The organism is Companilactobacillus paralimentarius DSM 13238 = JCM 10415 (genome assembly GCF_001434985.1).
GTDB lineage: Bacteria > Bacillota > Bacilli > Lactobacillales > Lactobacillaceae > Companilactobacillus > Companilactobacillus paralimentarius.
In genome coordinates this window covers 1-21,167 of record NZ_AZES01000059.1, presented here as the reverse complement: position 1 = coordinate 21,167, position 21,167 = coordinate 1, and the positions used below count along the sequence as shown (strand labels likewise).

The 21,167-nt window shown below is 37.3% G+C and carries 23 protein-coding genes and 1 tRNA gene; all 24 read left to right on the top strand.

All coding sequences use genetic code 11. The annotated features are described in order from the left end of the window. The first annotated feature begins 29 nt into the window (after window positions 1-29). A complete protein-coding gene (locus tag FD33_RS06095) occupies window positions 30-212 on the top strand; it encodes a hypothetical protein (protein WP_025084991.1) in 183 nt (60 codons plus the stop codon). Window positions 213-222: 10 nt separating this feature from the next. Continuing rightward, complete coding sequence (locus tag FD33_RS12640; protein ID WP_156407829.1) at window positions 223-378, top strand: hypothetical protein; 156 nt, start codon at window positions 223-225, stop codon at window positions 376-378. An 11-nt stretch (window positions 379-389) separates the two neighbouring features. Continuing rightward, window positions 390-602: a hypothetical protein gene (locus tag FD33_RS06090; protein ID WP_025084992.1), complete on the top strand. Its 213-nt coding sequence runs from the start codon at window positions 390-392 to the stop codon at window positions 600-602. 86 nt (window positions 603-688) lie between these two features. Continuing rightward, a complete protein-coding gene (locus FD33_RS06085) occupies window positions 689-1,141 on the top strand; it encodes an ArpU family phage packaging/lysis transcriptional regulator (RefSeq protein ID WP_010019135.1) in 453 nt (150 codons plus the stop codon). A 103-nt stretch (window positions 1,142-1,244) separates the two neighbouring features. Beyond that, a tRNA-Lys gene (locus tag FD33_RS06080) sits at window positions 1,245-1,315 on the top strand. Between the two features lie 696 nt (window positions 1,316-2,011). Then, complete coding sequence (locus tag FD33_RS06075; RefSeq protein WP_025084993.1) at window positions 2,012-2,596, top strand: hypothetical protein; 585 nt, start codon at window positions 2,012-2,014, stop codon at window positions 2,594-2,596. Further along, window positions 2,583-4,016, top strand: a complete 1,434-nt coding sequence (gene terL / locus FD33_RS06070) for a phage terminase large subunit (RefSeq protein WP_025084994.1) — start codon at window positions 2,583-2,585, stop codon at window positions 4,014-4,016. The genes FD33_RS06075 and terL overlap by 14 nt, the downstream gene beginning before the upstream one ends. 18 nt (window positions 4,017-4,034) lie before the next feature. Next, window positions 4,035-5,735 carry a phage portal protein gene (locus tag FD33_RS06065; RefSeq protein ID WP_025084995.1) on the top strand — a complete coding sequence of 567 codons (1,701 nt, stop codon included), beginning with the start codon at window positions 4,035-4,037 and terminating at the stop codon, window positions 5,733-5,735. Then, the gene (locus FD33_RS06060; protein WP_025084996.1) at window positions 5,707-6,678 is read left to right on the top strand and encodes a minor capsid protein; all 972 of its coding nucleotides are present in this window, start codon (window positions 5,707-5,709) and stop codon (window positions 6,676-6,678) included. Before FD33_RS06065 ends, FD33_RS06060 begins: the two co-directional genes overlap by 29 nt. 124 nt (window positions 6,679-6,802) lie before the next feature. After that, window positions 6,803-7,423, top strand: a complete 621-nt coding sequence (locus FD33_RS06055) for a DUF4355 domain-containing protein (protein WP_025084997.1) — start codon at window positions 6,803-6,805, stop codon at window positions 7,421-7,423. 16 nt (window positions 7,424-7,439) lie between these two features. After that, window positions 7,440-8,498, top strand: a complete 1,059-nt coding sequence (locus FD33_RS06050) for a hypothetical protein (RefSeq protein WP_025084998.1) — start codon at window positions 7,440-7,442, stop codon at window positions 8,496-8,498. A gap of 12 nt (window positions 8,499-8,510) precedes the next feature. After that, window positions 8,511-8,876 (top strand): phage head-tail connector protein, encoded by a 366-nt coding sequence (locus tag FD33_RS06045; protein ID WP_025084999.1) that lies wholly within the window; start codon window positions 8,511-8,513, stop codon window positions 8,874-8,876. Beyond that, the gene (locus FD33_RS06040; protein ID WP_025085000.1) at window positions 8,869-9,195 is read left to right on the top strand and encodes a hypothetical protein; all 327 of its coding nucleotides are present in this window, start codon (window positions 8,869-8,871) and stop codon (window positions 9,193-9,195) included. The genes FD33_RS06045 and FD33_RS06040 overlap by 8 nt, the downstream gene beginning before the upstream one ends. Beyond that, on the top strand, window positions 9,192-9,671 hold the full coding sequence (locus tag FD33_RS06035) for a hypothetical protein (protein ID WP_025085001.1): 480 nt from the start codon (window positions 9,192-9,194) through the stop codon (window positions 9,669-9,671). Before FD33_RS06040 ends, FD33_RS06035 begins: the two co-directional genes overlap by 4 nt. Before the next feature lie 27 nt (window positions 9,672-9,698). Continuing rightward, window positions 9,699-10,079, top strand: a complete 381-nt coding sequence (locus FD33_RS06030) for a phage tail terminator family protein (protein ID WP_025085002.1) — start codon at window positions 9,699-9,701, stop codon at window positions 10,077-10,079. A gap of 60 nt (window positions 10,080-10,139) precedes the next feature. After that, on the top strand, window positions 10,140-10,922 hold the full coding sequence (locus tag FD33_RS06025; protein WP_025085003.1) for a hypothetical protein: 783 nt from the start codon (window positions 10,140-10,142) through the stop codon (window positions 10,920-10,922). Window positions 10,923-10,994: 72 nt separating this feature from the next. Continuing rightward, window positions 10,995-11,462, top strand: coding sequence for a hypothetical protein (locus FD33_RS06020; RefSeq protein WP_025085004.1), 468 nt, complete (start codon window positions 10,995-10,997; stop codon window positions 11,460-11,462). 164 nt (window positions 11,463-11,626) lie between these two features. After that, a complete protein-coding gene (locus FD33_RS06015) occupies window positions 11,627-11,806 on the top strand; it encodes a hypothetical protein (protein WP_025085005.1) in 180 nt (59 codons plus the stop codon). Next, entirely contained in the window at window positions 11,807-16,180 is a 4,374-nt protein-coding gene (locus FD33_RS06010; protein ID WP_056955839.1) for a tape measure protein, read from the top strand. It begins immediately after the preceding gene. Then, window positions 16,180-17,106: a phage tail domain-containing protein gene (locus tag FD33_RS06005; RefSeq protein WP_025085008.1), complete on the top strand. Its 927-nt coding sequence runs from the start codon at window positions 16,180-16,182 to the stop codon at window positions 17,104-17,106. Before FD33_RS06010 ends, FD33_RS06005 begins: the two co-directional genes overlap by 1 nt. Continuing rightward, a complete protein-coding gene (locus FD33_RS06000; RefSeq protein WP_025085009.1) occupies window positions 17,106-18,917 on the top strand; it encodes a prophage endopeptidase tail family protein in 1,812 nt (603 codons plus the stop codon). Before FD33_RS06005 ends, FD33_RS06000 begins: the two co-directional genes overlap by 1 nt. 21 nt (window positions 18,918-18,938) lie before the next feature. Beyond that, window positions 18,939-19,589 (top strand): hypothetical protein, encoded by a 651-nt coding sequence (locus FD33_RS05995; protein ID WP_025085010.1) that lies wholly within the window; start codon window positions 18,939-18,941, stop codon window positions 19,587-19,589. Next, window positions 19,589-20,527 (top strand): hypothetical protein, encoded by a 939-nt coding sequence (locus FD33_RS05990; protein WP_025085011.1) that lies wholly within the window; start codon window positions 19,589-19,591, stop codon window positions 20,525-20,527. The genes FD33_RS05995 and FD33_RS05990 overlap by 1 nt, the downstream gene beginning before the upstream one ends. Before the next feature lie 3 nt (window positions 20,528-20,530). Further along, the gene (locus tag FD33_RS05985; protein WP_025085012.1) at window positions 20,531-21,049 is read left to right on the top strand and encodes a hypothetical protein; all 519 of its coding nucleotides are present in this window, start codon (window positions 20,531-20,533) and stop codon (window positions 21,047-21,049) included. The last annotated feature ends 118 nt before the right edge of the window (window positions 21,050-21,167 follow it).

Here is a 21,167-nt window from a genome sequence, read left to right as displayed (position 1 = left end):
AATTATTATTCGAATTTGGAGGCAAAATAATGAATTATGAAAAGATCTACAAGTCATATGTAAGATCAGTGTTTAGTGATGAATGTCACGATATTGTTAGGACAATTATGTATCTTCAAAAACGTTTTTATAAAATGCCGAAGGAGTTTCAAAATGCTAACAGGGAGTTTAGCGATGAGGCGAAGAACAAAATAATCAAATCAATTTTGTAGGAGGACGATCTTGCTAAAGAATATAAATTGTGCCGTATATGAAATTGCTGATGCTTTACATATTAGTGATGAGGAAGTTGAGCTTATTGACAAGGCTAATCAAGAACACTTGGCGAAGTTAGAAATGATTAGATTAGGGCGGGTAAGCCTTAGCAATTTTAATTAGGAGGCTAAAAAATGACAGATGATAATTTAGCAGTTTATCAAATGCGAGAAAATAGATATAAGAATAAAGAAATAGCAGCTGCTATGCATAAAGAGCTTTTTTATATAGAAGACATAATACGTCAAAATAACAGGATCGGTAAAAAATTATATAGAGAAGATGATGAATGGCAGCGATCGAATGCCAAAAGGAATAAACATAGGAACGACAAGGCAGGTAAATAGACAACAAAAAAGCCACCCACAAAGTGAGCAGCTAATTAATTGGTTCCAGCAAATCAATTATATCATAAGTGGAGGCTGTATATATCGTGGGATTACTATTACCAGATATTGATGAAGAAAAAACAATTAAGAATGTTAAAAATTATTTTGAGCATGAATTTCCAAGATTAATTGCTCAATCTCACATGAGTCTCACGTATGTGCAGTCTCCAAGTTTTGATTGTATTGGGAGTGGAATTAATACGAGAAATACTCAAGAGGATAAAATTGTGGGTAAATTAGGTGCAAAGGAATATATTCAAATAACGATGAAACTTATTAGCAACTGTCCGCATGATTATATGGTTATTTTGAAAAATTATTATATCCATAATATGACGAACATTGATTTGCAAGAATTATTAGGCTATGGACAAACGCGATGTAATGAGCTAAAGAATATGGCTTTGCTATACTTTGCTGATGCTTTTATTGATTATTACGATTTGCATGTTTATATTCCAGAAAATAAAAAAAGCGATGTAATGCCGACGTATTAGCGATGTTTTAGCGATGAAAGAGCGTTACACAAGCGACCACTTTACGTGTTATATTAGTATCGTTGAAAGATTAAGAGATATGAGGTTACTCCTCTTGTCTTATGCTTCGATAGCTCAATGGTAGAGCACTTGGCTTTTAGCCAAAAGTTGTAGGTTCGAATCCTACACGAAGCATTGATTGTCGGAAAACAATCAAAAATTAAAAGAAAGAGCTTTTAATTCTTTTAATTCGCAAAAACAACAATAGTAGCCAGTGGCGCAAAGGGTAACGACAAATACTGATGATTGTGCGTGGTTCGATTCCATGCCTGGCTATATAGATATGCGGTTACTCTACCGCTTAAAAAAGGAGCGAATGTAGGAAGGACCACCTATTTAAACCAAGGTCCACATATTTGGTTTAACTCTCAGTGACCAGCGATGATAAAGCTGGCCACGCTATGTGGATGTATGGCTACTGTTAAGCAAAATTTCTCCCTTGAATCTTCGCTTATTACACAACAATTGTAGACTTTACTTAAATTTTTGCTTATAACACAAAATTGTAAACATTCCTTTATTTTTTTCGAATACCAACTTATTTTCAAGACTTAACAATCCGGTTCGATTCCGAATATCCACGTTTTTATCAATTTTAGACCAGTCAATTATGGCTGGCCTTTTTGTTTGGAGGAAAAAATATGACATTAAGAGCTGTAAAGAGATCTGACGAGAAGCTTAGAAAGCTGTGGTTCCATGAAAATGATTAAGACATCGTGTGGATATATGACTCCTGTTGAGGCTAAAATAATCGGCCATATTGATAAAGAAGAACGAAAAAAGAAAAAGCATATTAATAAAAAGAAAATAATTAGAAAGTAGGTGATTACATTGGCTAAGTCAGAAATTGACAAGTGGACAACTCCAGAAGGATTAATTCAATTGGAAGGTTGGGCAAGGGACGGCTTAACTGATGAACAAATTGCCCACAATATTGGTATCTCTACTTCTACTCTTTACAATTGGAAAAACAAGAAGTTGGAGATTGTGGAGTCCCTAAAAAAGGGAAAAACCGTTGTTGATCGTGAAATTGAGAACGCCTTATTCAAGCGTGCCAAGGGTTTTACTGCCACTGAGACTCAATATAAAGTAGTCCCACTTGACGATGAGTTAATTGATGTTAGAAGACGTGACTACGAAAACAAGTGGAAGTTGAAGCACCCTGAAGCATCTAAACAAGAGATTCAAGATGCTGCTATCAAAGGTGTGAAGACTACCAGACGAATTAAATTGGGATTAGTTGAAAAAGAGGTTCCACCTGATACGACTGCTGCTATATTCTGGTTAAAGAATCGCAAGCCTGAAGAATGGCGTGACAAGCATGAGACTGAGTTATCTGGTGGTTTAAATGTCCACAATCCATATGCCAATCTTACTGATGCTGAATTGAAGAAGATTGCTCATGAACAGAAGTGATTGGATAAGATGTGGTGCAGAAATTGAATTGGCACGACGACATTTCTTTGATTTCTGTAAATTGCGAATGCCAGACTTCTATAAGCCAAATCGTAAGTATCTAGTTGATTTATGTAATGACTTGGAAAACTTTTTAACTAGTGATGATCAAGTGCTAGTAGTTAATGAACCACCACGGCATGGGAAGTCTTTGACAGCCACCAATTATGTTGAGTGGTTACTTGGTAGGGATAGCACTGAAAGAATCATGACAGGCTCATATAATGAAACGCTATCAACTGTATTTTCTAAGTCTGTACGTAATACTATTCAAGAAGTCAAAGCCGATGAAGATATTCTAGTTTATAACGATATATTTCCAAACACTCATATTAAATATGGGGATGCTGCAATGAATATGTGGAGTCTTGAAGGCAATCCAGTTAATAATTATCTTGCTACATCTCCAAGTGGTACTGCTACCGGATTCGGTGCTGATCTGATTATCATTGATGATGTTATCAAGTCAGCACAAGAAGCTAATAACGCTAATCGATTGAGCGATATCTATCGCTGGTATGTCGATACAATGCTGTCACGTCTTGAAAAGGGTGGCAAAGTATTGATCATCATGACTAGATGGGCTAGTGGTGATCTTGCTGGACGTGTGTTGACTGAGATGCCTAAGGCTGGCTATAAGGTCAAGCATATCAATATGAAGGCTAAGCAGGACGATGGCTCAATGTTATGTGACGATGTTTTGTCACTAGATGAGTATAAACAGAAGATTGCTGTTATGTCTCCTGAGATTGCAGCAGCTAACTATCAGCAAGAACCAATTGACTTAAAAGGTGCTTTATATCAGAAGTTCAATACTTACACGAAACAACCTGAATTTAGTGGCATTTATGCTTATTGTGATACGGCTGATGAGGGTAGTGATTATCTTGTATCAATCGTTTATGGGATGTACAAGCAGGAACCCTATATCTTGGATGTAGTTATGACACAAGAGCCTATGGAAGTTACTGAATCCTTAGTAACTGAAAGTTATTATCGGAACAAAGTTAATCTTGCTAGAATTGAATCTAACAATGGTGGTAAAGGATTTGCCAGACAAGTTGATACCAAGTTAAAGAATGAGTATAAGACTAACCGTACTGTTATCAATTGGTTCCATAATGGTCAAAATAAAGATGCACGTATCCTATCTAACTCAAGTTGGGTAGAAGAACACGTGCATTATCCCGAGGACTGGAAGCTACGTTTCCCAGTCTTTTTTGATGCAATCAAGAAGTATCAACGTGCTGGTAAGAATCTACATGATGATGCATCCGATGCTTTGACTGGTGTTGCTGAATCAGTCATGTCAATGGAAACAGAAATATCTGCACCATCAATCAATGATCAGGCTAGTTATTTAGATAGCTTGGGGCTTTAGAGAAAGGAGAGTGATCCAATGGCAATTGAAGATAATCAGATGGCATATTATTCAAGTTTGCCATATCCAAATAGACGTTCAATTCACATGTTGAGTGGCAGACGTTTCTCACTGGATAGCAACAAGCAATATAAAATGCCAGAAGAATTATTTGATGTTATCAAGGATGATCCAATTAAATTGGGAGACTTAGCAACTAAGTTCATTGAGAAACATCAAGCACTACAAGTTCCACGATTGTTAACTCTCTATCGATACTATATCGGTGACAATGACATTCATTATTGGGATAGTGAGAAAGCAGAGAACCGTGCTGATAATCGTATTGCAAGTGGTTTTGCTCATTTTATTACTGCAATTAAAACCGGTTATAGATTCGGTAACGATATTAAATTTCAGTATAATGATGATTCTGAAACATCTGAAACTGACGAAGATAATCTCAAAGATTTAATCAATGAGTTCAATTCCAAGAATGATGAATCCTACCATGAAAAAATAATGGGTAAAAACCTGTCTATCATGGGACGTGCTTACGAGTTGTTGTATGTACGTGAGAATACCAATGAAGTTGCGTTACGTCCCGTGAACCCTGCTAATGCTTTTGTGGTTTATGATTCGTCGATGGAGCAGCATTCACTATTTGGGGTTTACTATTACAATGTTAACTTCAACGAGCAAGACTATTGGTACACAGTTATTTATACTGATACTCATATTTTTATTTATAAACCAACATCTAGTTTTGATGGTCAATTGATATTATCAAAAGAAGAAGAACATGGCTTTGGGTCCGTTCCAATCACTGAGTATATCAACAACGATGAACGGATGGGAGATTGGGAATACAAGCTAGATACTATTGACTCAATCGACAAGAGCAAGTCTGAAATGGCAAACTCACAAGAAGACTTCAGTAACGCCATGCTTATGTTGACCGGCGATATTGATGTTCCTAAAACTCCGTGGGTCGGCGCTGATGGGCAACCATTGACCGATAAAGACGGCAATATCATTTATAGAAAGACGCCTGAAATCAATACTCATCAAAGTAAGATTTGGTTGAAACCAGCATTAGTTAAGAATGGCATCAATGATAATGGTCAAGTCATTCAACCAACTGCATCATATCTAACTAAAGAATTGAATTCAGCCGGCTGGAAGCTTTATATCGATGCTCTGAATATGGAAATCCACAAGGACACGAATACGCCTGATACAAGCGATGCTAATTTTGCATCTAATGCGTCGGGCGTTGCTATGTCTTATAAATTATGGGGCAATGATCAAGAACGTTCTAACCAGGAATCACTTTATACGCGCGGATTAATGAGACGTTTACGATTGCTTGGAAATTATTGGCAAGCCTTGGGAAGTATCAAGAATGCTGAAATGATTGAGAATATCAATCCTATCTATACTCCTAACATGCCAAAGAATAATACGGAGATTATGCAGACTGTTACTGCTTTGGTTAATACTGGCAAGGTATCAGATCAGACTATTCGTGAGCAAATTGAACCTATCACTGGTGTCAGTAATGATGCCGAACAACAGCGTATTGACGAACAAGATGAAAATGATAAGAATAACAATCCGTTTAATAACGTATTTCCTAGAAAGCCTGATGAACCTCAAGATGATAATGGTGATAACACCGACAATTCTAATCCTGATGAGGTAACTGATAATGAAACTAACGAAAAGCCAAGCGATTAGTATTGCTCAAAAGATTTACGGAAAACAAGATGAACGTGTTAAAGAAATCGAATCAATGTATCGAGATACTCAATCAAAAGTTATCAGTGATGTTGATGCTTTTATTGGCGCTAATAAAGCATGGTCAGCTAAAGCTAATCCTACTGAGATAGCCGATTTTCTAGCTAATTTGAAAGATACATTTTATAATGCCAGTTCTGATGATCAGAATCTTATCAAGATGGCATTTGGTGATAATAAATTGAAGTCTAATGGTGACATGCTAATGGCCAAAATTACTCAAGATATTGTCAGACAGTCAATGGCACAGAAGATTCATTTAGGCCTTGCCACCGAGAATATTCCTAATGTTGTCAATGCGCCAACATATACACAGGCGAAGAACGTGATCAAGAATCATCAGCATATTGCCGAGCAAAGTAAAAACGTTGATGCAATTCTTTATAAGTCTACTAAAAACGCTGTATTAGATAGTCATGTGGATTCTGGCATGTTTTCTTCAGTTAATAAACAAACCATGCAGACATTAAGAAAGGTTCGTGAAGTGGCTGAAAAGGCTGCTAAGAGTCCTAAGGATTCTCTAAATTGGACTAAAGATATTAAGGACATTCTTACTGGCGGAGATACTTCCTCCAATGGCCAAATGGGACGTGCGGCAGGCATGATCAGAACTGCCACTGCTCAAGCTATGAATAGAACTAGATTACAAGATTTTATATCAACAAATGTTAAAAAATATAAATATATTTCTCTTGAATCGCCAACAACATGTGCTGACTGTTCTGATTTAGATGGCAACATTTACAACGTCGATGACGCTGAAGAAGGTGTTAATTTCCCTTTGATGCACCCAAATTGTCAATGCACAGTTATCGAAGTTAATGATGACGATGATTGGGATAAAAGTGATCATGATGTTGCGGATGAATTAAATGATTTATAGACGACTTTAATAGTCATCTTTTTATTGCCTTCAAACGTGTGCTAGGCATTAAAGAGCCACGGATATAGTCGACGGACTCTAAACGGGAAAATAGCCGACAGGCTTAAAACGGGAGGATAACTCAATGCCAGAAATTAATAATGGCTCTAACGAACAACAAGATACAAATGAATCTACTGAAGTAGAAGTGAAGTTTGATGATAAGCAGCAAGAAAAGGTTAATCAACTTATCAGTCAATCCAAGGCAAAAGAAAAGGCCAAAGCTGATGAAACCATCAAGGATTTACAAGGCCAAGTAGCCAATATTCCAGATATGATTAAAGAAGCTATTGCAAAACACGATGCTGAAGCCAATATGACTGAAAAAGAAAAAGCCGATGCTGAAACTGCTGACTTGAAGAAGAAACTCGAAGAATTACAAGCAGAAAACGAACATCGTACCTTGATTGAGTCGGCCTATAAGATTGCTGCTGATAAGGAACTACCACAATCATTTGCAAAGTTGTTTGTTGGGTCAAACGATGAAGAAACTCAACAAAACCTTGATAATGTGAAAACAATATTTGATAACGCTGTGCAAGAAAGTGTTGAGAAACGTCTAAAGGGCAAAAGTACACCTCAAACTGCCACAGGTAAAGCGACAGTGACACTTGATAAGGATTTAAAAGATATGAGCCTTGAAGAACTTACAAAGGTTTATATGGAAAATCCCGATCTAATTAAGAAAGATTATTTAAACGAATAGGAAGAAGGAAATTTCAATGCCACAATTTACTGGCTCAACATTTTTAGGACAATTGGTTATTCCTGAATTATGGGCACAATACATTACTAACGACTCTACTAAAACTAATCGTCTTTTAACATCTGGTGCGGTTACCGCCGATGATGTGATGGGCGCACATTTGCAAGATCCCGGTCGATTGATGAATATTCCGGTTTTGAATGATTTAAGTGGTGAACCTCAAGACTGGAATGATACTGACGATATTACTGTTGAAGGTATCACTAGTGACGAACATAATGCCGTCAAATTTTACCAAGCCAAAGCATTTGGTGAAACAGACTTTTCTCAACAAGTATCAGGTGCAAATGTCGAAGGACGTGTCACATCTAAATTCTCAAATTACTGGCAACGACAAGATCAACGATTACTTCTTGCAATGCTCAAAAACATGTATCTATTAGATGATTTAAAAGAAAGTAAGTCATTCGGCTTTGATACTGTTCAAGACTTATCAGCCGGCAACTACTTAGCTGCTCTATCTAGAATGGGTGATGTTGCTACTCCAACACTAACAAGATTGGTAGTCAATTCAGCTACTGTATATGCAATGCGTGAACAAAACTTAATTGCCGATATTCAACCATCACAAGGTGGAACTCCATTGACAACCTACAATGGTATTCCGATTGTTGAAGATGATGACATTCCACTAGCTGCAGATGGCACAACAATTATGTATGCAATGACGGACGGTGCATTGCGCTATTCAACTGCACCAGCTAGTCAAAATGCGGTTGAAGTAACACGTGACGCACTTGGAAAAGGTGGACAGTCAGCATTGATTAATCGTCGTATTGTTTCAATGCATCCGAATGGTTTAGGATACGATATTACTCAATCTTATGTTGGACTAACAGTGAATACATTAGAAAATGCCACCGTGCCTTATTACAAGGTGGTAACTGACCCACGTAATATCGGTGTTGTTGCGTACAAGTTCAAGATTGATCAAAAATATGTTGTAACTAACATCAATACCAAAGCTAAGAAGGCTGCAGCAAGTTCCACATCAAGTTCAACATCAGGTAAGTAATGGGGTGATTTCATGAGCGAAACTCAAGATATCACTGTCATCGATACGGTATTATCTAATATCGAAGTTATCAATGGCATACAAAATGATGATCCACGTATTCCAAGAATTAAAATCTATATTGAAAATGCAATTGATGAAATTAAGTTGTATCTGGATATTGATGATATTGATTCTAAGCTCACTGTCATAGTTCAAAAGGTTACTCAAAATGCAGTAACTAAAGAGAATTATGAAGGTACTAAGTCGATTTCAGAAGAAGGAATGTCACTGACATTCTCTGATACTGATTTGTCACCGTACTTTGATTTACTTAATCAATACAAAGATGGGCTCGAAGAAAATGACCATCGTGGGAGTGTGATGACGTTTGATTAGATCTACTATTTATTTAATTAAATCAAATAATCAGAAGAATAGTGACCCTTTAAATCACGTGAAGCCATTAATTGCTACTAAGTATTATGGTGCAAGAATTACTTCCTTGAATGGTTCTCAGGAGCAAATTAACGTAATTGGTAAGCAATATGATAAGTCATGGGTAATTAGATTAAACTGTCCTGAAACGGCTGACTATGTCGCTTTTGAGGGTGAATACGACGAAAAGCAACAATCCCCTAAGTATGCCGTTAAGCAATTGAGAACTCATAGAAATCGAACAACTATTTATGCTGTTGGAACGGTGGTGAAATCATGAGTTGGAATAACGAACACGTACCAGTAGTCAGGGTTCAAGCTAAGGATAATTTTAGCGATCCACTAATGGCTATGGCTAGATCACTGAAGCAATCTGGAAATTCTGACTTGGCAGAGCTTGTGCTTCAAGATAAAGCACGACTCAAAGTTAACGTTCCAAAGGCCGTTGATAAGATTGCTAACGATGAGGTTGATGGAGCACAAAAGTTAATCAAGGAACGTGAATATCACTCAAAGTCTGGGTATGTTGGACATGGTAACTTATGGAAGTCTGTTGCAAAGCATCCTTCCAAAGATGGCATGACCTCTGATATATATGCTAATGCTGAATCAAAAGAAGGATATGAGTATATCCAAGCGTTTGAAAATGGCCTAAAGAATAGAAATTATCCGGCTCAGCATGTTATGCATGATTCTGGTATGGATCTTGATGTAGACACGTATTCTGATGAGATTATTAAAAAATCAATAAAGTAGGTGATAAAAATTTCACCACAAAGAGACATGCTCGCGTCTGCTATTAGAACTATCAACGCTATTACTGATGTTCAAGTTTTTGATTCAAATGAGAGCGATAATGCAAATTATCCTCAAATTATTGTTTCAACTGGCTCAACAGTAGATAGTCAGCGTGTTAAAAATGAACAGCGTTCATCATATACGTTATATGTAGATTATTTTGATATTAAAGATAATGATCATGGTCAAATGATGGATATCTGTTTCAGCATTCGTGAGTATTTAAAATATTTAAAATTATCAAATTATTATTGCCAGTCGACAGGATTCAAACAAATAGAAGTTATTGATAATTCAACTTCACAATCACTAAGACACGTAACAATTACCTTAGATTACAACATAACAGAAAGATCATTTATTTAGGCATTCATTTCAGAGTGAATGTCTATTTTTTTACTCAAAATTTAGAAAAGAGGAATAAAAATGGCTGATGATACAGCAACAGAAAACAAATTCAAAAAGGCCTTCAAAGGTCGTGACGCTGATAAAATTATTTATCTTTACAAGCGTTTCATGCATGAACCAGTAGCCAATAAGGCCCATATTTTAGGTCAGCAAGGTGCTACATCAGGTACTAATACGCGTAATGTACAATCAACTGCTACTAAACGTGGGACTGCTAAAGGTGTTGGTGCTATTAACCAACAAAGAACAGTCGATGTTATTTTTGATGATCCCGCTAATAACGGAAAAGATTTGTACTGGGATTTATACGCTGCTTGGCAAAAGGGAGAACTAATTGGTTTATGGCGTGTTGATTTAAATACGCTTCATGGAACAAAACCAAATCGTAAAGTTCAAGCACAATTTTCTCAATCATATGTTCCAAACTTACCTAATACAGAAGCATTAGGTGGGATTGTTACATCCAATCTTCAATTTGAAGTCAATGGTGTTGAACGAGCAATTAATTCTGATGAGAACGCTTTTGAATTGGACGAATCTGACTTTGAAGATGGTGTACTTGATGACTTAGACAAGTATTACAACTGGGCACATCCAAGTGACATTGGTACAGAAAATGGGAAGACAGTTGATAATACTGCCGATGATGAAACTATTACAGTTCAGGATACAACAACTGGAGAAGATGTCGCGGGTCCTGGAGCTTCTAAAATAGTTAATCCATCTAATTCAAATACAAGCTCAAGCACAAGTTCAAGCATCGGATCATCAACATCTTCGGATACTAAGCCGACTGTTTAGTATCTAATTAAGTGCATACTCACACACTTGAGCGGTGGTTTGGTCGGAATTAAATTATTAGGAGAAATCAAAATGCTAACTTTAGAGACAAAAAAGGGAACAGCTACACCTACTTTTAATTACCTTTTATACAAGAATATTGCTGGTGAAGATAGGGATAAACGTGCTGATAAATTTAATTCATTTTTAGATGGTTTATTTTCTGACAATGTGGATTCAGTGATTACTTTCTTTAAGGCTGTTGCTGGAAATCTGCTTAAAGAAGATGAGTTAGTTGATCAATTAAGCGAAGATGGTCGATTTGACGATATCCACGAAGTTACTAGCGAAATCATTAAAGGACTAGTTAACGCAGGTTTTTTAAAAGCGAAAATAAACGAGTGGATGAGATACGGAGATCGTTTGATCAAAGGTATGAACAAGAGTTTGGAATTGAAATCGGTAAAAACCGAAGAAAAAGAAATGACTCAAATTCAAATCGATCAACTCAAAGAGAACATGGAGATGGCCAAAGAAAGACTAGCAGCAGTGAACAAGTAAATAAGTTTGATTTAGATGAACAAATATCTCAGGCAAGAAGATTAATAGGGATTACTAACATTGACGATTTTTATAAGCTTACCCCATTTGAGTTTAATGATTTATGCCGAGGAGCATTACTAGCACAATATGACGATCTCGAAAATTCTCGTGTTAAATCAGCAATGGTTCAACCAGTTGGGTTGATTGAGGATATTCAAACTCAAAACAGATCAGTTGATTCGACAATTAGAGAAATAAAGGATTTTGCTACTAATTTTGGCAAGGAGACTAGTGCCACTCAAAATAAACAGATTGATGCACAAGCCTTCTACGATTTAGTTATGAAAAGGGGGCGAGAATAGATGTCAGATATTGTAGTAAACAAGGTTATTAATTTTCTTGGTAAGGATCAGCTAACTCCAACTGCTCAAAAAGTCAAACAAGCAATGGACAACATCAAGGATAAGAACGTAAAACTCGATGTTACTGCCGATGAGCAGAAAATCGTTACCTTTGATCAGAAACTTCAAGGCTTGCCTAAGGATATTCAAACTCAGCTAAAAGCCATTGCCGATCACAGTGGCTTTTCTAGTTTTGAAGGCTATTTGAATACTTTACCTAAAAATATTCAAACAGAGTTAAAAACAAAGTTTGATAAACAAGCACTTGAAGCCACTAAACGAGATTATGATTCTTTACCTAAAGAGAAGAAAACCAAGCTTGATTTCATAGCAGATCAACGGCACTATAACAGCTTCATGGACATGTTTCATAAGGTGCCAAAAGAAGCACGCACTCAATTAGACTTTGTCGCCAATCAAGGCGACTTTTCAAAAATCAAAAGTGCGATTGATGAAATGTCTAAGCCTGTTACAAAAGATATCAATGTTAATACTTCATCAGTTGATACTGCTACAAAGAAATTTAGTCATCTTAAAGAAATAATAGCTGGTACCTTTGCTGGTCAATTGATTTCTAATGGACTAATGCAGCTAACAAGTGGCTTGAAATCAGCAACTGCAGCCGGTATGGAGTACAACAAGGAACAAGATACGATGAAGACCGTTTGGACTTCACTGACAACGGAAGCACCCAGAGATGGGAAAGTTTTAGTTGATTATATTAATTCTTTGTCACAGCACTCTATTTATGCAGCTGATACGATCAACAAAATGTCTCAGTCGTTCTACCACGTTCATTCAAATGTTGCTGAAACTAAGGACTGGACTAATTCATTTATCGCCTTGGGTTCAACTCTACATATGTCAAATGATGCACTAGCTGAATCAGGTGAGCAATTTGCTAAGATTGTTGCCGGCGGTAAAGCCAGTTCAGAAGATATGGCCGTCATGATTAATAGATTTCCTATGTTCGGTGAAGCTTTGCAAAAAGCTACCGGTAAGTCAATGAAGGAACTCTATGCTATGTCTGCAGCCGGTAAACTGAGTGCCGAACAATTTACCGAAACGCTTTCTTATCTAGGTAAGAAGTATTCTGGTGGTACTCAAGAAGCCATGACATCATACATGGGTATGGGAATGTATATCCATTCAAGATTTAGCAAGTTGATGGGTGACATCATGTCACAAACATTCAATACTACTAAATCTGCTAGTGGTGCTATTCGAGATCTATTATCTGATGATGCAATGCAGAAGTATTCTAAGGCTATAGGTTCCGCAACTGCCACTGTTTTAAATGGTATTGGTGACATTATCAAATACATTGATGGTCACAAGGATACCATCATGAAGATTGGTAAAGATGTTGGTGAAATTGCCTCTGTATTTGGTCAGGCTGTTTGGAATGATATGAAGTCAATCATGACTACAATTGCAAGCATGTTTGGACTAACTGGTAAGAATGCTAAGGGTTCTACGGATCCTTTGAAGACCTTCGAAAGTATTCTAGCTGGTATTGCTAAGCATAAAACAGCTATTAAAGCATTAGCAGGCTATTTTGTGGCTATGAAAGGCTTCAAAATGGTCAAGGGCGCATTTGATCCATTGCTCAAAGTTGCCGGATTGCAGTCTAAAGGTGGCGGACTTTTAACCAAAGTTATTGGTTCAGGTAAAAATGAGAAGACTGTCTTTAGATTCGGTACAGAAGGATTTAATGACACTAAAACTAAATTTAAATCTTTGCAAACTATGCTTGGAAAGATTACACAAGGTGGTAAATTCTCCAAAGTGAATGTTGGAGATATGTCCAAAGGTGCCAAAATAGGTACTGCTGCAACAACTATTGGTGTTGGAGCAGTTGCTGGCATGGACATTGTTGGCGCTTTGAAGGCTAAGAACCCTGAAAAAAAATTTGAGGGATTCGGTAAAGCTGCTGGTGGTGCAATTGGTGGTGGAATTGGATTCATGCTAGGCGGTCCGGCCGGTGAAGCTATTGGTGCTATGCTAGGACGTACGATTGGTAAGTACGGTGGAAAAGCCGCTAAGCAATTTACTGATGGCTGGAATAAAGCTGGGCGTGGAGCAAAGCCTCCAAAGGGTATTATCCAGAAAGCTGGTTATTACTCACGCAAGGCTGGTGATGCTGTTGTTGAATGGACGAAAGGCATTACCACTTGGATGGGTAAGCATAAAGAAGAAATACTTCTTACTTTGGCCAATCCATTTTTAGGTATTGGTGATTTTATTTTAAAGGATACCAAGGTAGGCAAGGACTTCCAAAAATGGGCTTCGAACGCTATAAAGAACATCCAAAAAGGATTTAAATCATTCACTAAAAGTACCAAGAAGATTGGTAGTGACATGAGTAAAGGAATCATCAGTGGCCTAAAGGGCTTCGGCAAGATGGCTCTGTATGCACTAGCGTTGCCTGTCGGTATCGGAATGATTATCACTAAGCCTTTGGTTAAACCTACTAAGAAAATTATTTCGGGTCTGGTTAAGGATTTGAAAAAGGATTGGAATGGATTTACTAAATGGCTAGGTAATATCTTTAATCCAATTGCAAAATCTTGGGGTAAAGATTGGAAGAAAATTACCAAGGCCATTGATATGAAGAAGTTTTCTAAGGACATATCCAAGAATATGGCCGAGATGTCTAAATCTAGTCAGAAAACTTCTAAAGATATTTCTAAGCAAATGTCTGACATGTCTAAATCAGTTCAAAAGTCTAGTTGGGTTAAGGATTTAAAGAATCAATTTAATAACGCCCAAAAAACTGCCAATTCATGGGGAACTGGAATGAGTAACTGGTGGTCTAATTTTAGTTCTGATTTTAGCAAGTCATGGAATTCAATGTGGTCAAGAGCCAGCTCTTACATGGGCAAAAAATTTAATGGAATGTCGAAATGGTATAACGATTTCTCAAGTGGAATGAACTCATGGTGGAGTCAATTCAGTTCCAGTTTCAAGTCTGGATGGGATTCCATGTGGTCTGGTGTTGGTAACTTCTTTAAATCAATCTTTGGCAAATTTAATGGTTGGGCTAAAGATGCTATGAAAGGCGTTGTAACTGCAATTAATACGGGTATTGGTGGTATTAACACAGTTATTCATTTCTTTGGCGGCAAGGCCAAGGCCATTGCACCAATTAAATATGCCTCGGGTGTTGGATATCACCGTGGTGGTCCCGCATTGATCAATGACCAAAAAGGCCCAGTATTCGAAGAAGCATTTAAGAATCCTGGTGAACCTTGGCGAGTTATTCCCAAAATGAGAAATGTAATGGTTGACTTGAAACCTGGTGCTACTGTTGTACCTGCTAATGAGACAGCCGCTAGATTCGCTCCTAGTTCAGTTCCTCATTACGAAGGTGGTGTTGGTGGCTGGATTAAGGGTGAACTTGGCGATATGGGTAAATGGGTCAAGGATAAGCTTGAAGGACTCACATCATTTCTGAAAGACCCACTTGGCAATTTAACTAGCGTTTGGGATAAGGCTACATCTAAATTTACACAAGCAACAAAATTCGGTAGTAAATTTGCTCCTCCTGCAGGTCATTACTTGGTAAAGCAAGGTGTTGACTGGGTAAAGGATGCACTTGGCAAACTAAAGGATAAAGAGTTGGAAGCTCAATCCGTTGCCGGTGAACCAAAGGCGGCTCAAGCTTGGCTACCTATCGTTGCTAAGATTTTGAAAGATATGGGTGCTAATCCCCCTAAAGGTATTGATTGGGAGGCAGCTGCCTTCGTTCGTGAAATTGCACGTGAGTCTGGCGGTAATCCAGCCATCAAACAAACAATTTCTGATAAAAACTCTGCTGCAGGTAATCCTGCCATGGGATTACTACAATTTATCCCACAAACCTTTATGGCCTATGCCGTGCCTGGTCACACCAATATTTTAAGTGGTGAAGATCAGATCATGGCTACCGCTAATGCTTACATGCATAGTGGTGCCTGGGACAGAATCGGTACTGGTAGGCAGATTAACTTCTTGGCCAATGGTGGTCATATGTTTGGACCAACGCCAGCAATTATGGGCGAAGATGGTGACGAGTTTGCTATCAATCCATCAAAGCCTTCGGCAATTCCTTTGATGGCTGATTTGATGGGAAGAATGGCCGACTATCATCCGGAATTTAGAACATCAAACCTATCTAATAATATTTCTGCCGATATCGGTCAAAAATTGGAAATGGTTATCAATTTACTTGGTTCCATTAATAATAAAGACTTTGCTCCAGAAGTTAATATTGCTAGAACTTCAAGCAATTTCAATCAGCAAAATAGACGTGATACGGATATCTACGCATATCAGCGAGGTGATAGACAATAATGACGAATCAAGTATTTAAAGATGAAACGACTAATCCTAAACCTCATGCTTATGGCTTTTCAAACGGCCACGACAATCCTTCAAGACTGCCGCTAGAGCCAATTGAGGTGGCAATAAGTGCTGATGGGGTTAATTGGGAATCATATTATGATGATGAAAATTTATTTGGCGTGCACATGTATGATTGGGACCCAGCTATCACCAATCCGGTAGATAACTGGCAAAAGATGAATACACGTGACGGTCAAAATAGAACTTCGGGATCATTTGATTCACGTGATATCACAACAACATGGATGATTGATGGTGATAATAAACCTGAGTTTTCTATGCTACTTGCTGAATTACAGAACTTCTTCATGAGTAGAAATGGATTCTGGATTGTTTTTGGTGATGAACCAACATTTAAATATCGCGTGGTTACTAAGCCTATTGCACCAACCTATTTCAATGAGAAACAAGGTACTTTTGTCATCACGTTCAACAACTATACAGGCATGCGTGAGAGTGTAGGCACGTCGTTAGAAATCTTTGATAAAGAAAAAAACTTCTTTTCTTATGGAATGGGAATACCTAATAAAGATATTTCTTATGAATCCAAAGAAGAGAAGTTTTCTATTTATAATCCAAGTTCAGTTGATATTGATCCATTAGGACAAAATCATTATCTAAAAATCCACATTAAAGGTTCTGGCTCACCAACCTTGACTAATAAAACTACTGGCGAAATATTCACCTATAACATAGTTTTAAGTACAAATGATGAGCTTATTCTTGATGGCGTTGACCCGTATTTAAATGGTCAACCTGATGGGATCAATAGTAATCACGGAACAATTTCACTAGTAAAAGGTGATAACGAGTTTGAAATTTCTGGCCTTACAAACTCAGATATTGCCTTTGAATTCTATTTCATCTATTTTTAATGCCAGCTTTCAACGGACACAAAATTTACGTTCGATCATTCGATGGCCAGAGTGAAGAATGGTTGACGTGTTTAAACGAAGGCACATTTAAAATAGACAAGCAGATTAATTCGACATTTCAGTTGTCTTTTACAGCGTTTCTTACAAAGAAGAATGGCGTTTCATTCGATTTGCTGGAAAACGATGCCTATATTATTTTTGACGGTCAAAAGTATCAAATCAAGCAGTGCGTATCTAAATACGTGGATGATTTTGTTACTAAAGATGTCACAGCAACGCATGAAATCTTTGGCGTTCAAAATTTTAGACAATTCAATGTTAACAAGGGCAACCAAAGTTATTCCATTGATTCAATGATGAAATTTATCTTTGATAGTCAGTACAATTCAGGCTATTCATACCAAATTAATGGAAGCTTTCCCACTATTGATATTACGGATTGGGGTAACTGCTCTGGTTTGGATGCAATTCAAAAAGCCGTTGATTCATATGGAGCACGTTGGCTGCCAAATGGAAAAACGGTTTTAATCTATGATCAGAATTCATATAAGACTCCTACCAACCGTCAATTCATCTGGTCTCACAATACTAATGATATTGAGTTATCGGTAGACTCCACTTCAATGGTCAATGGAGCTATGCTGTATGGTGCCACAGTTGACGATTCTCACAGTTCAACAGCCGATGGAACATCAACTAGTGATTCTACTGGATCATCTAGCACATTGGCAGCAACTTCTACTGGCAATTCCATAGGAACTATTTCAACTATGGAAGATGGTGGAGCACCAGTTTATAGCTCACCGGTAGGAAATAACTTAACCGGCCAAAAATTGCCAAATGGTAGTAAATGGGCTATTGATAAGCAAATATCAATTGATGGTGTTGTTTGGTATCGTGTTGCCACAAATGAATGGGTAAGCGAGAAATATTTCTCGTTTGATAAATCTGGTGATGTCAAGCCAGAACAACAAGTTATCGAGCAGGTCTGGGGTCAAGGTACTATTAAGGCTGCTGACATAACCACTGGTACTGGTGACAATCAAACTACTACCACACCAACTTTTGCCAAAATTTATGATTCTCCATTTTCTGGTCAACATGAAATTTCTGGTCGCACACTACCTAACGGCAGTCAATGGAAAATCGATGGAACCGTATCAGATGGGTATGGCGGAAAAACTTGGTATCGTGTTGCCACAAACGAATGGGTTTGCGCTGATGATATCAACTTTGACGGTGATATAGATGTTGAGCCTAAATCAAATGACGCAGCCACCGATGATACAGCAAAGGCAGATACGGACGAAGTAAAATATTATTTTGATCCGTTCTTTTACTACAGCTTAGCTTCACGTTCTGAACACGGTTTAATCATTGGTGAAGATATCACTAATGATCAAATTAAAGACGTTGATTCTATGAAGAAGTATGCTGATTCAGTCATGCAAACCGAACCAGTAGTTGAGTTGACTATTAACTTATCTGCTCAAGATGACAGTTTAAACATTGGCGATACGTTGTTTTTGAATGCTGAACCTCTCGGAATTAAAACAATGATTACACTAAATGGAATCAGTGGTAATCCACTGACAAACAATAGCCCTATGACCGTCACACTTGATAATTCAAAACTATCCAAGCGTGATATCAATTATGAAATGTCTGATAAGATTCGTCTTGCAAATCGAAACAACGCCCTACTTAATAAAGCTTTTAAAAAGCAAGAAGCAAAGATTAATCAAGCTATGAATGCGTCAACTAGAAGCAAGCTGCAAGATATGAATAAGGAAATGGGACTTAATAAATAAAATAAATAAGGAGGGAAGCTAATGGATCCAATGCAAATTGTAAATTACAGTCGATTGAATCGAATGCATATAAATAAGACAGATGATACAGGCACAAAGATTTTCGACGATTCTGGCGGCTACGTTTTAAAAATTCTCGGCAAAGATGATGATGGCAATGTCATTGCTCAAAAATATAAACTGCTAGACGTTACTAAAGATACACAACTATCCGTTCCAGATATTGCTCCGCTAGAAGGAATTGATGGAAATGAACTACATTTGGATAGGCTAACTCAAGAACAAATCGGCCCTTCGATGTTCCATTCAACTACTTATAACATTGAAGAAGTCGAGAACGCTATAAATACTGTATTAAAGAACCAAGCAGTTGAGGATTCAAACATCCAGCTGCTAGTTAACTTTTTCCAACAGCTTACTCCAGATAAGCTAAGTCAAATAAGCGATGAACTTTCTGAATCAATTGCAGAATATTATGCCAAAAAATCGGAAGTTGATCAAAAACTTGGGGATCTAGAAACTAGAATTAAAAATATCGAAGGAAGATTCCCTAGTAATCCAAATCCAAATGGATATTATCCACCAAATTACACTGGTGATTATGGTATCAGCGATGCTTACAGTTGGAAGGGTAAGTTACACCAAATGGATGATGAAATGGAGGATAAATAATGGAAGATAATATTTTCCCGGGTTCCTATGAGAATTTCGATTATAACGCTGTTGATTGTGCTTTACCGACAACTCAAGCGCTATTTTTTTGCACCAATTTAGCTGAAGCCTCATATCTACCAACGCAATATTCTACTGATGAAAGTAACCACATCACGCCTGAAGGTTGGTCACAATTACTATTTATGGGACACAAATTTCAACCTGCTTATATGGTGCAAGGATTGGCAGGAAACTACCAATTTGAACTTAATTTCCTAACTCCTAATGCCGATATAGAAGATTTAAGCGGATATGTTGGTGATGGTAATGCGCTAAGAGATAAGCTAATCAGTTTTGAAGGAACAGATGCAAGCGGTGCTTACATTCGTTCTGATATTGGCTTTGAAACTTCTCAGGCTTCAGAAGGGATTATCACTTGGCAACCTGAATCAGTTATTGCTCAAGCAAAGGGACATTTTAAGTCGGCTCACTTCATCATTGAAAGTGTTAATCGTGATAGAGCAATTACTACACTAGATTTTGATTTGCAAATCATTGGAAATCAAAATGCTATGCCACACCGTTTTTCCGTCTATATTTCAGAATTTCAACGTGCTTTGCTGATGATTCATGATTTGATCGAGACTGGTAGAAAGCAACTTGCTTACTACGTTGCTTTGTATGTTGCAATTGTCAAAAAGAAAATTGACGATATACAAGAACAAATGGCGGATGCCAAGTCTCAAATTGAAGATTTAAAGTCTAAAAATCAGATTAATGTTCAAGCCCTCTCAGATTTGCAAAGCCAAATTAAAGCCAGTGATGTTTTGACTGCTAGTAATGCCCAAAAATTAATTTCACAAATGCTTAAAGATGGCGAAGTTGACGTTAGTCAAACTATGAACACGTCCATTAGAAATAAGTTACAAGGAATGAATAACGAAATGGGGGCTTAATAGATGACAAAAATAGCAAAGATTAGTCTTGATATTCGTAAAAATGTCACTATTGATAATGATCCAATCATCTTGAGACAAGGTGAAAATGATGTGATTATCGAAGCTTCTATTTCTAATGATGGCTACCCTAATCTTGAAATAGATTTTGCAACATTCGAGGCAAAAAAGCCTGATGGAACAATTATTTGTAATGATCCAGTAAATGTAAATGGGAATGTTATTGATTATCCTATTAGCAAACATTTAACTGATTCTGTTGGCAAGATTCAGGATGCCTATTTCATGATTAATAATCAGATCACTACCTGTAGTTTTGATATTTCAATCATCCCTAGCACACAGCTAGATGGTACTTCAATAAATTATATTCCAGGTATTGAGAGCATTAATAATCTTTTGGAATCTACAAAAGCTGATTGGCTCGAAAAAATACAACAAATTAAAGCTCAAATTGATGGGTTTAACATTCCAATTGACCAACGATTTGAGTATAAGAAAGTAGGAGAGATTAATGACTGACATTCTTCAATTGTCTAAGGATGGAGCAAAATTCTATCCACAAACACATGCACAAGCTGTACTAGGACTTCCAGATTTTTCGACCTTTGAAAAAGCTAGTGATGTTCAAACTGCTATT

Bases quoted from the DNA above. Each gene is read 5' to 3' on its own strand.
- FD33_RS06090 (WP_025084992.1), top strand. From the start codon at position 390: ATGACAGATGATAATTTAGCAGTTTATCAAATGCGAGAAAATAGATAT.
- FD33_RS06025 (WP_025085003.1), top strand. From the start codon at position 10,140: ATGGCTGATGATACAGCAACAGAAAACAAATTCAAAAAGGCCTTCAAA.
- FD33_RS06060 (WP_025084996.1), top strand. From the start codon at position 5,707: ATGAAACTAACGAAAAGCCAAGCGATTAGTATTGCTCAAAAGATTTAC.
- FD33_RS05990 (WP_025085011.1), top strand. From the start codon at position 19,589: ATGGAAGATAATATTTTCCCGGGTTCCTATGAGAATTTCGATTATAAC.
- FD33_RS06050 (WP_025084998.1), top strand. From the start codon at position 7,440: ATGCCACAATTTACTGGCTCAACATTTTTAGGACAATTGGTTATTCCT.
- FD33_RS06065 (WP_025084995.1), top strand. From the start codon at position 4,035: ATGGCAATTGAAGATAATCAGATGGCATATTATTCAAGTTTGCCATAT.
- terL (WP_025084994.1), top strand. From the start codon at position 2,583: ATGAACAGAAGTGATTGGATAAGATGTGGTGCAGAAATTGAATTGGCA.
- FD33_RS06010 (WP_056955839.1), top strand. From the start codon at position 11,807: ATGTCAGATATTGTAGTAAACAAGGTTATTAATTTTCTTGGTAAGGAT.
- FD33_RS06000 (WP_025085009.1), top strand. From the start codon at position 17,106: ATGCCAGCTTTCAACGGACACAAAATTTACGTTCGATCATTCGATGGC.
- FD33_RS06005 (WP_025085008.1), top strand. From the start codon at position 16,180: ATGACGAATCAAGTATTTAAAGATGAAACGACTAATCCTAAACCTCAT.
- FD33_RS06045 (WP_025084999.1), top strand. From the start codon at position 8,511: ATGAGCGAAACTCAAGATATCACTGTCATCGATACGGTATTATCTAAT.
- FD33_RS06015 (WP_025085005.1), top strand. From the start codon at position 11,627: ATGGTTCAACCAGTTGGGTTGATTGAGGATATTCAAACTCAAAACAGA.
- FD33_RS06030 (WP_025085002.1), top strand. From the start codon at position 9,699: ATGCTCGCGTCTGCTATTAGAACTATCAACGCTATTACTGATGTTCAA.
- FD33_RS06095 (WP_025084991.1), top strand. From the start codon at position 30: ATGAATTATGAAAAGATCTACAAGTCATATGTAAGATCAGTGTTTAGT.
- FD33_RS06055 (WP_025084997.1), top strand. From the start codon at position 6,803: ATGCCAGAAATTAATAATGGCTCTAACGAACAACAAGATACAAATGAA.
- FD33_RS06020 (WP_025085004.1), top strand. From the start codon at position 10,995: ATGCTAACTTTAGAGACAAAAAAGGGAACAGCTACACCTACTTTTAAT.
- FD33_RS05995 (WP_025085010.1), top strand. From the start codon at position 18,939: ATGGATCCAATGCAAATTGTAAATTACAGTCGATTGAATCGAATGCAT.
- FD33_RS06035 (WP_025085001.1), top strand. From the start codon at position 9,192: ATGAGTTGGAATAACGAACACGTACCAGTAGTCAGGGTTCAAGCTAAG.
- FD33_RS05985 (WP_025085012.1), top strand. From the start codon at position 20,531: ATGACAAAAATAGCAAAGATTAGTCTTGATATTCGTAAAAATGTCACT.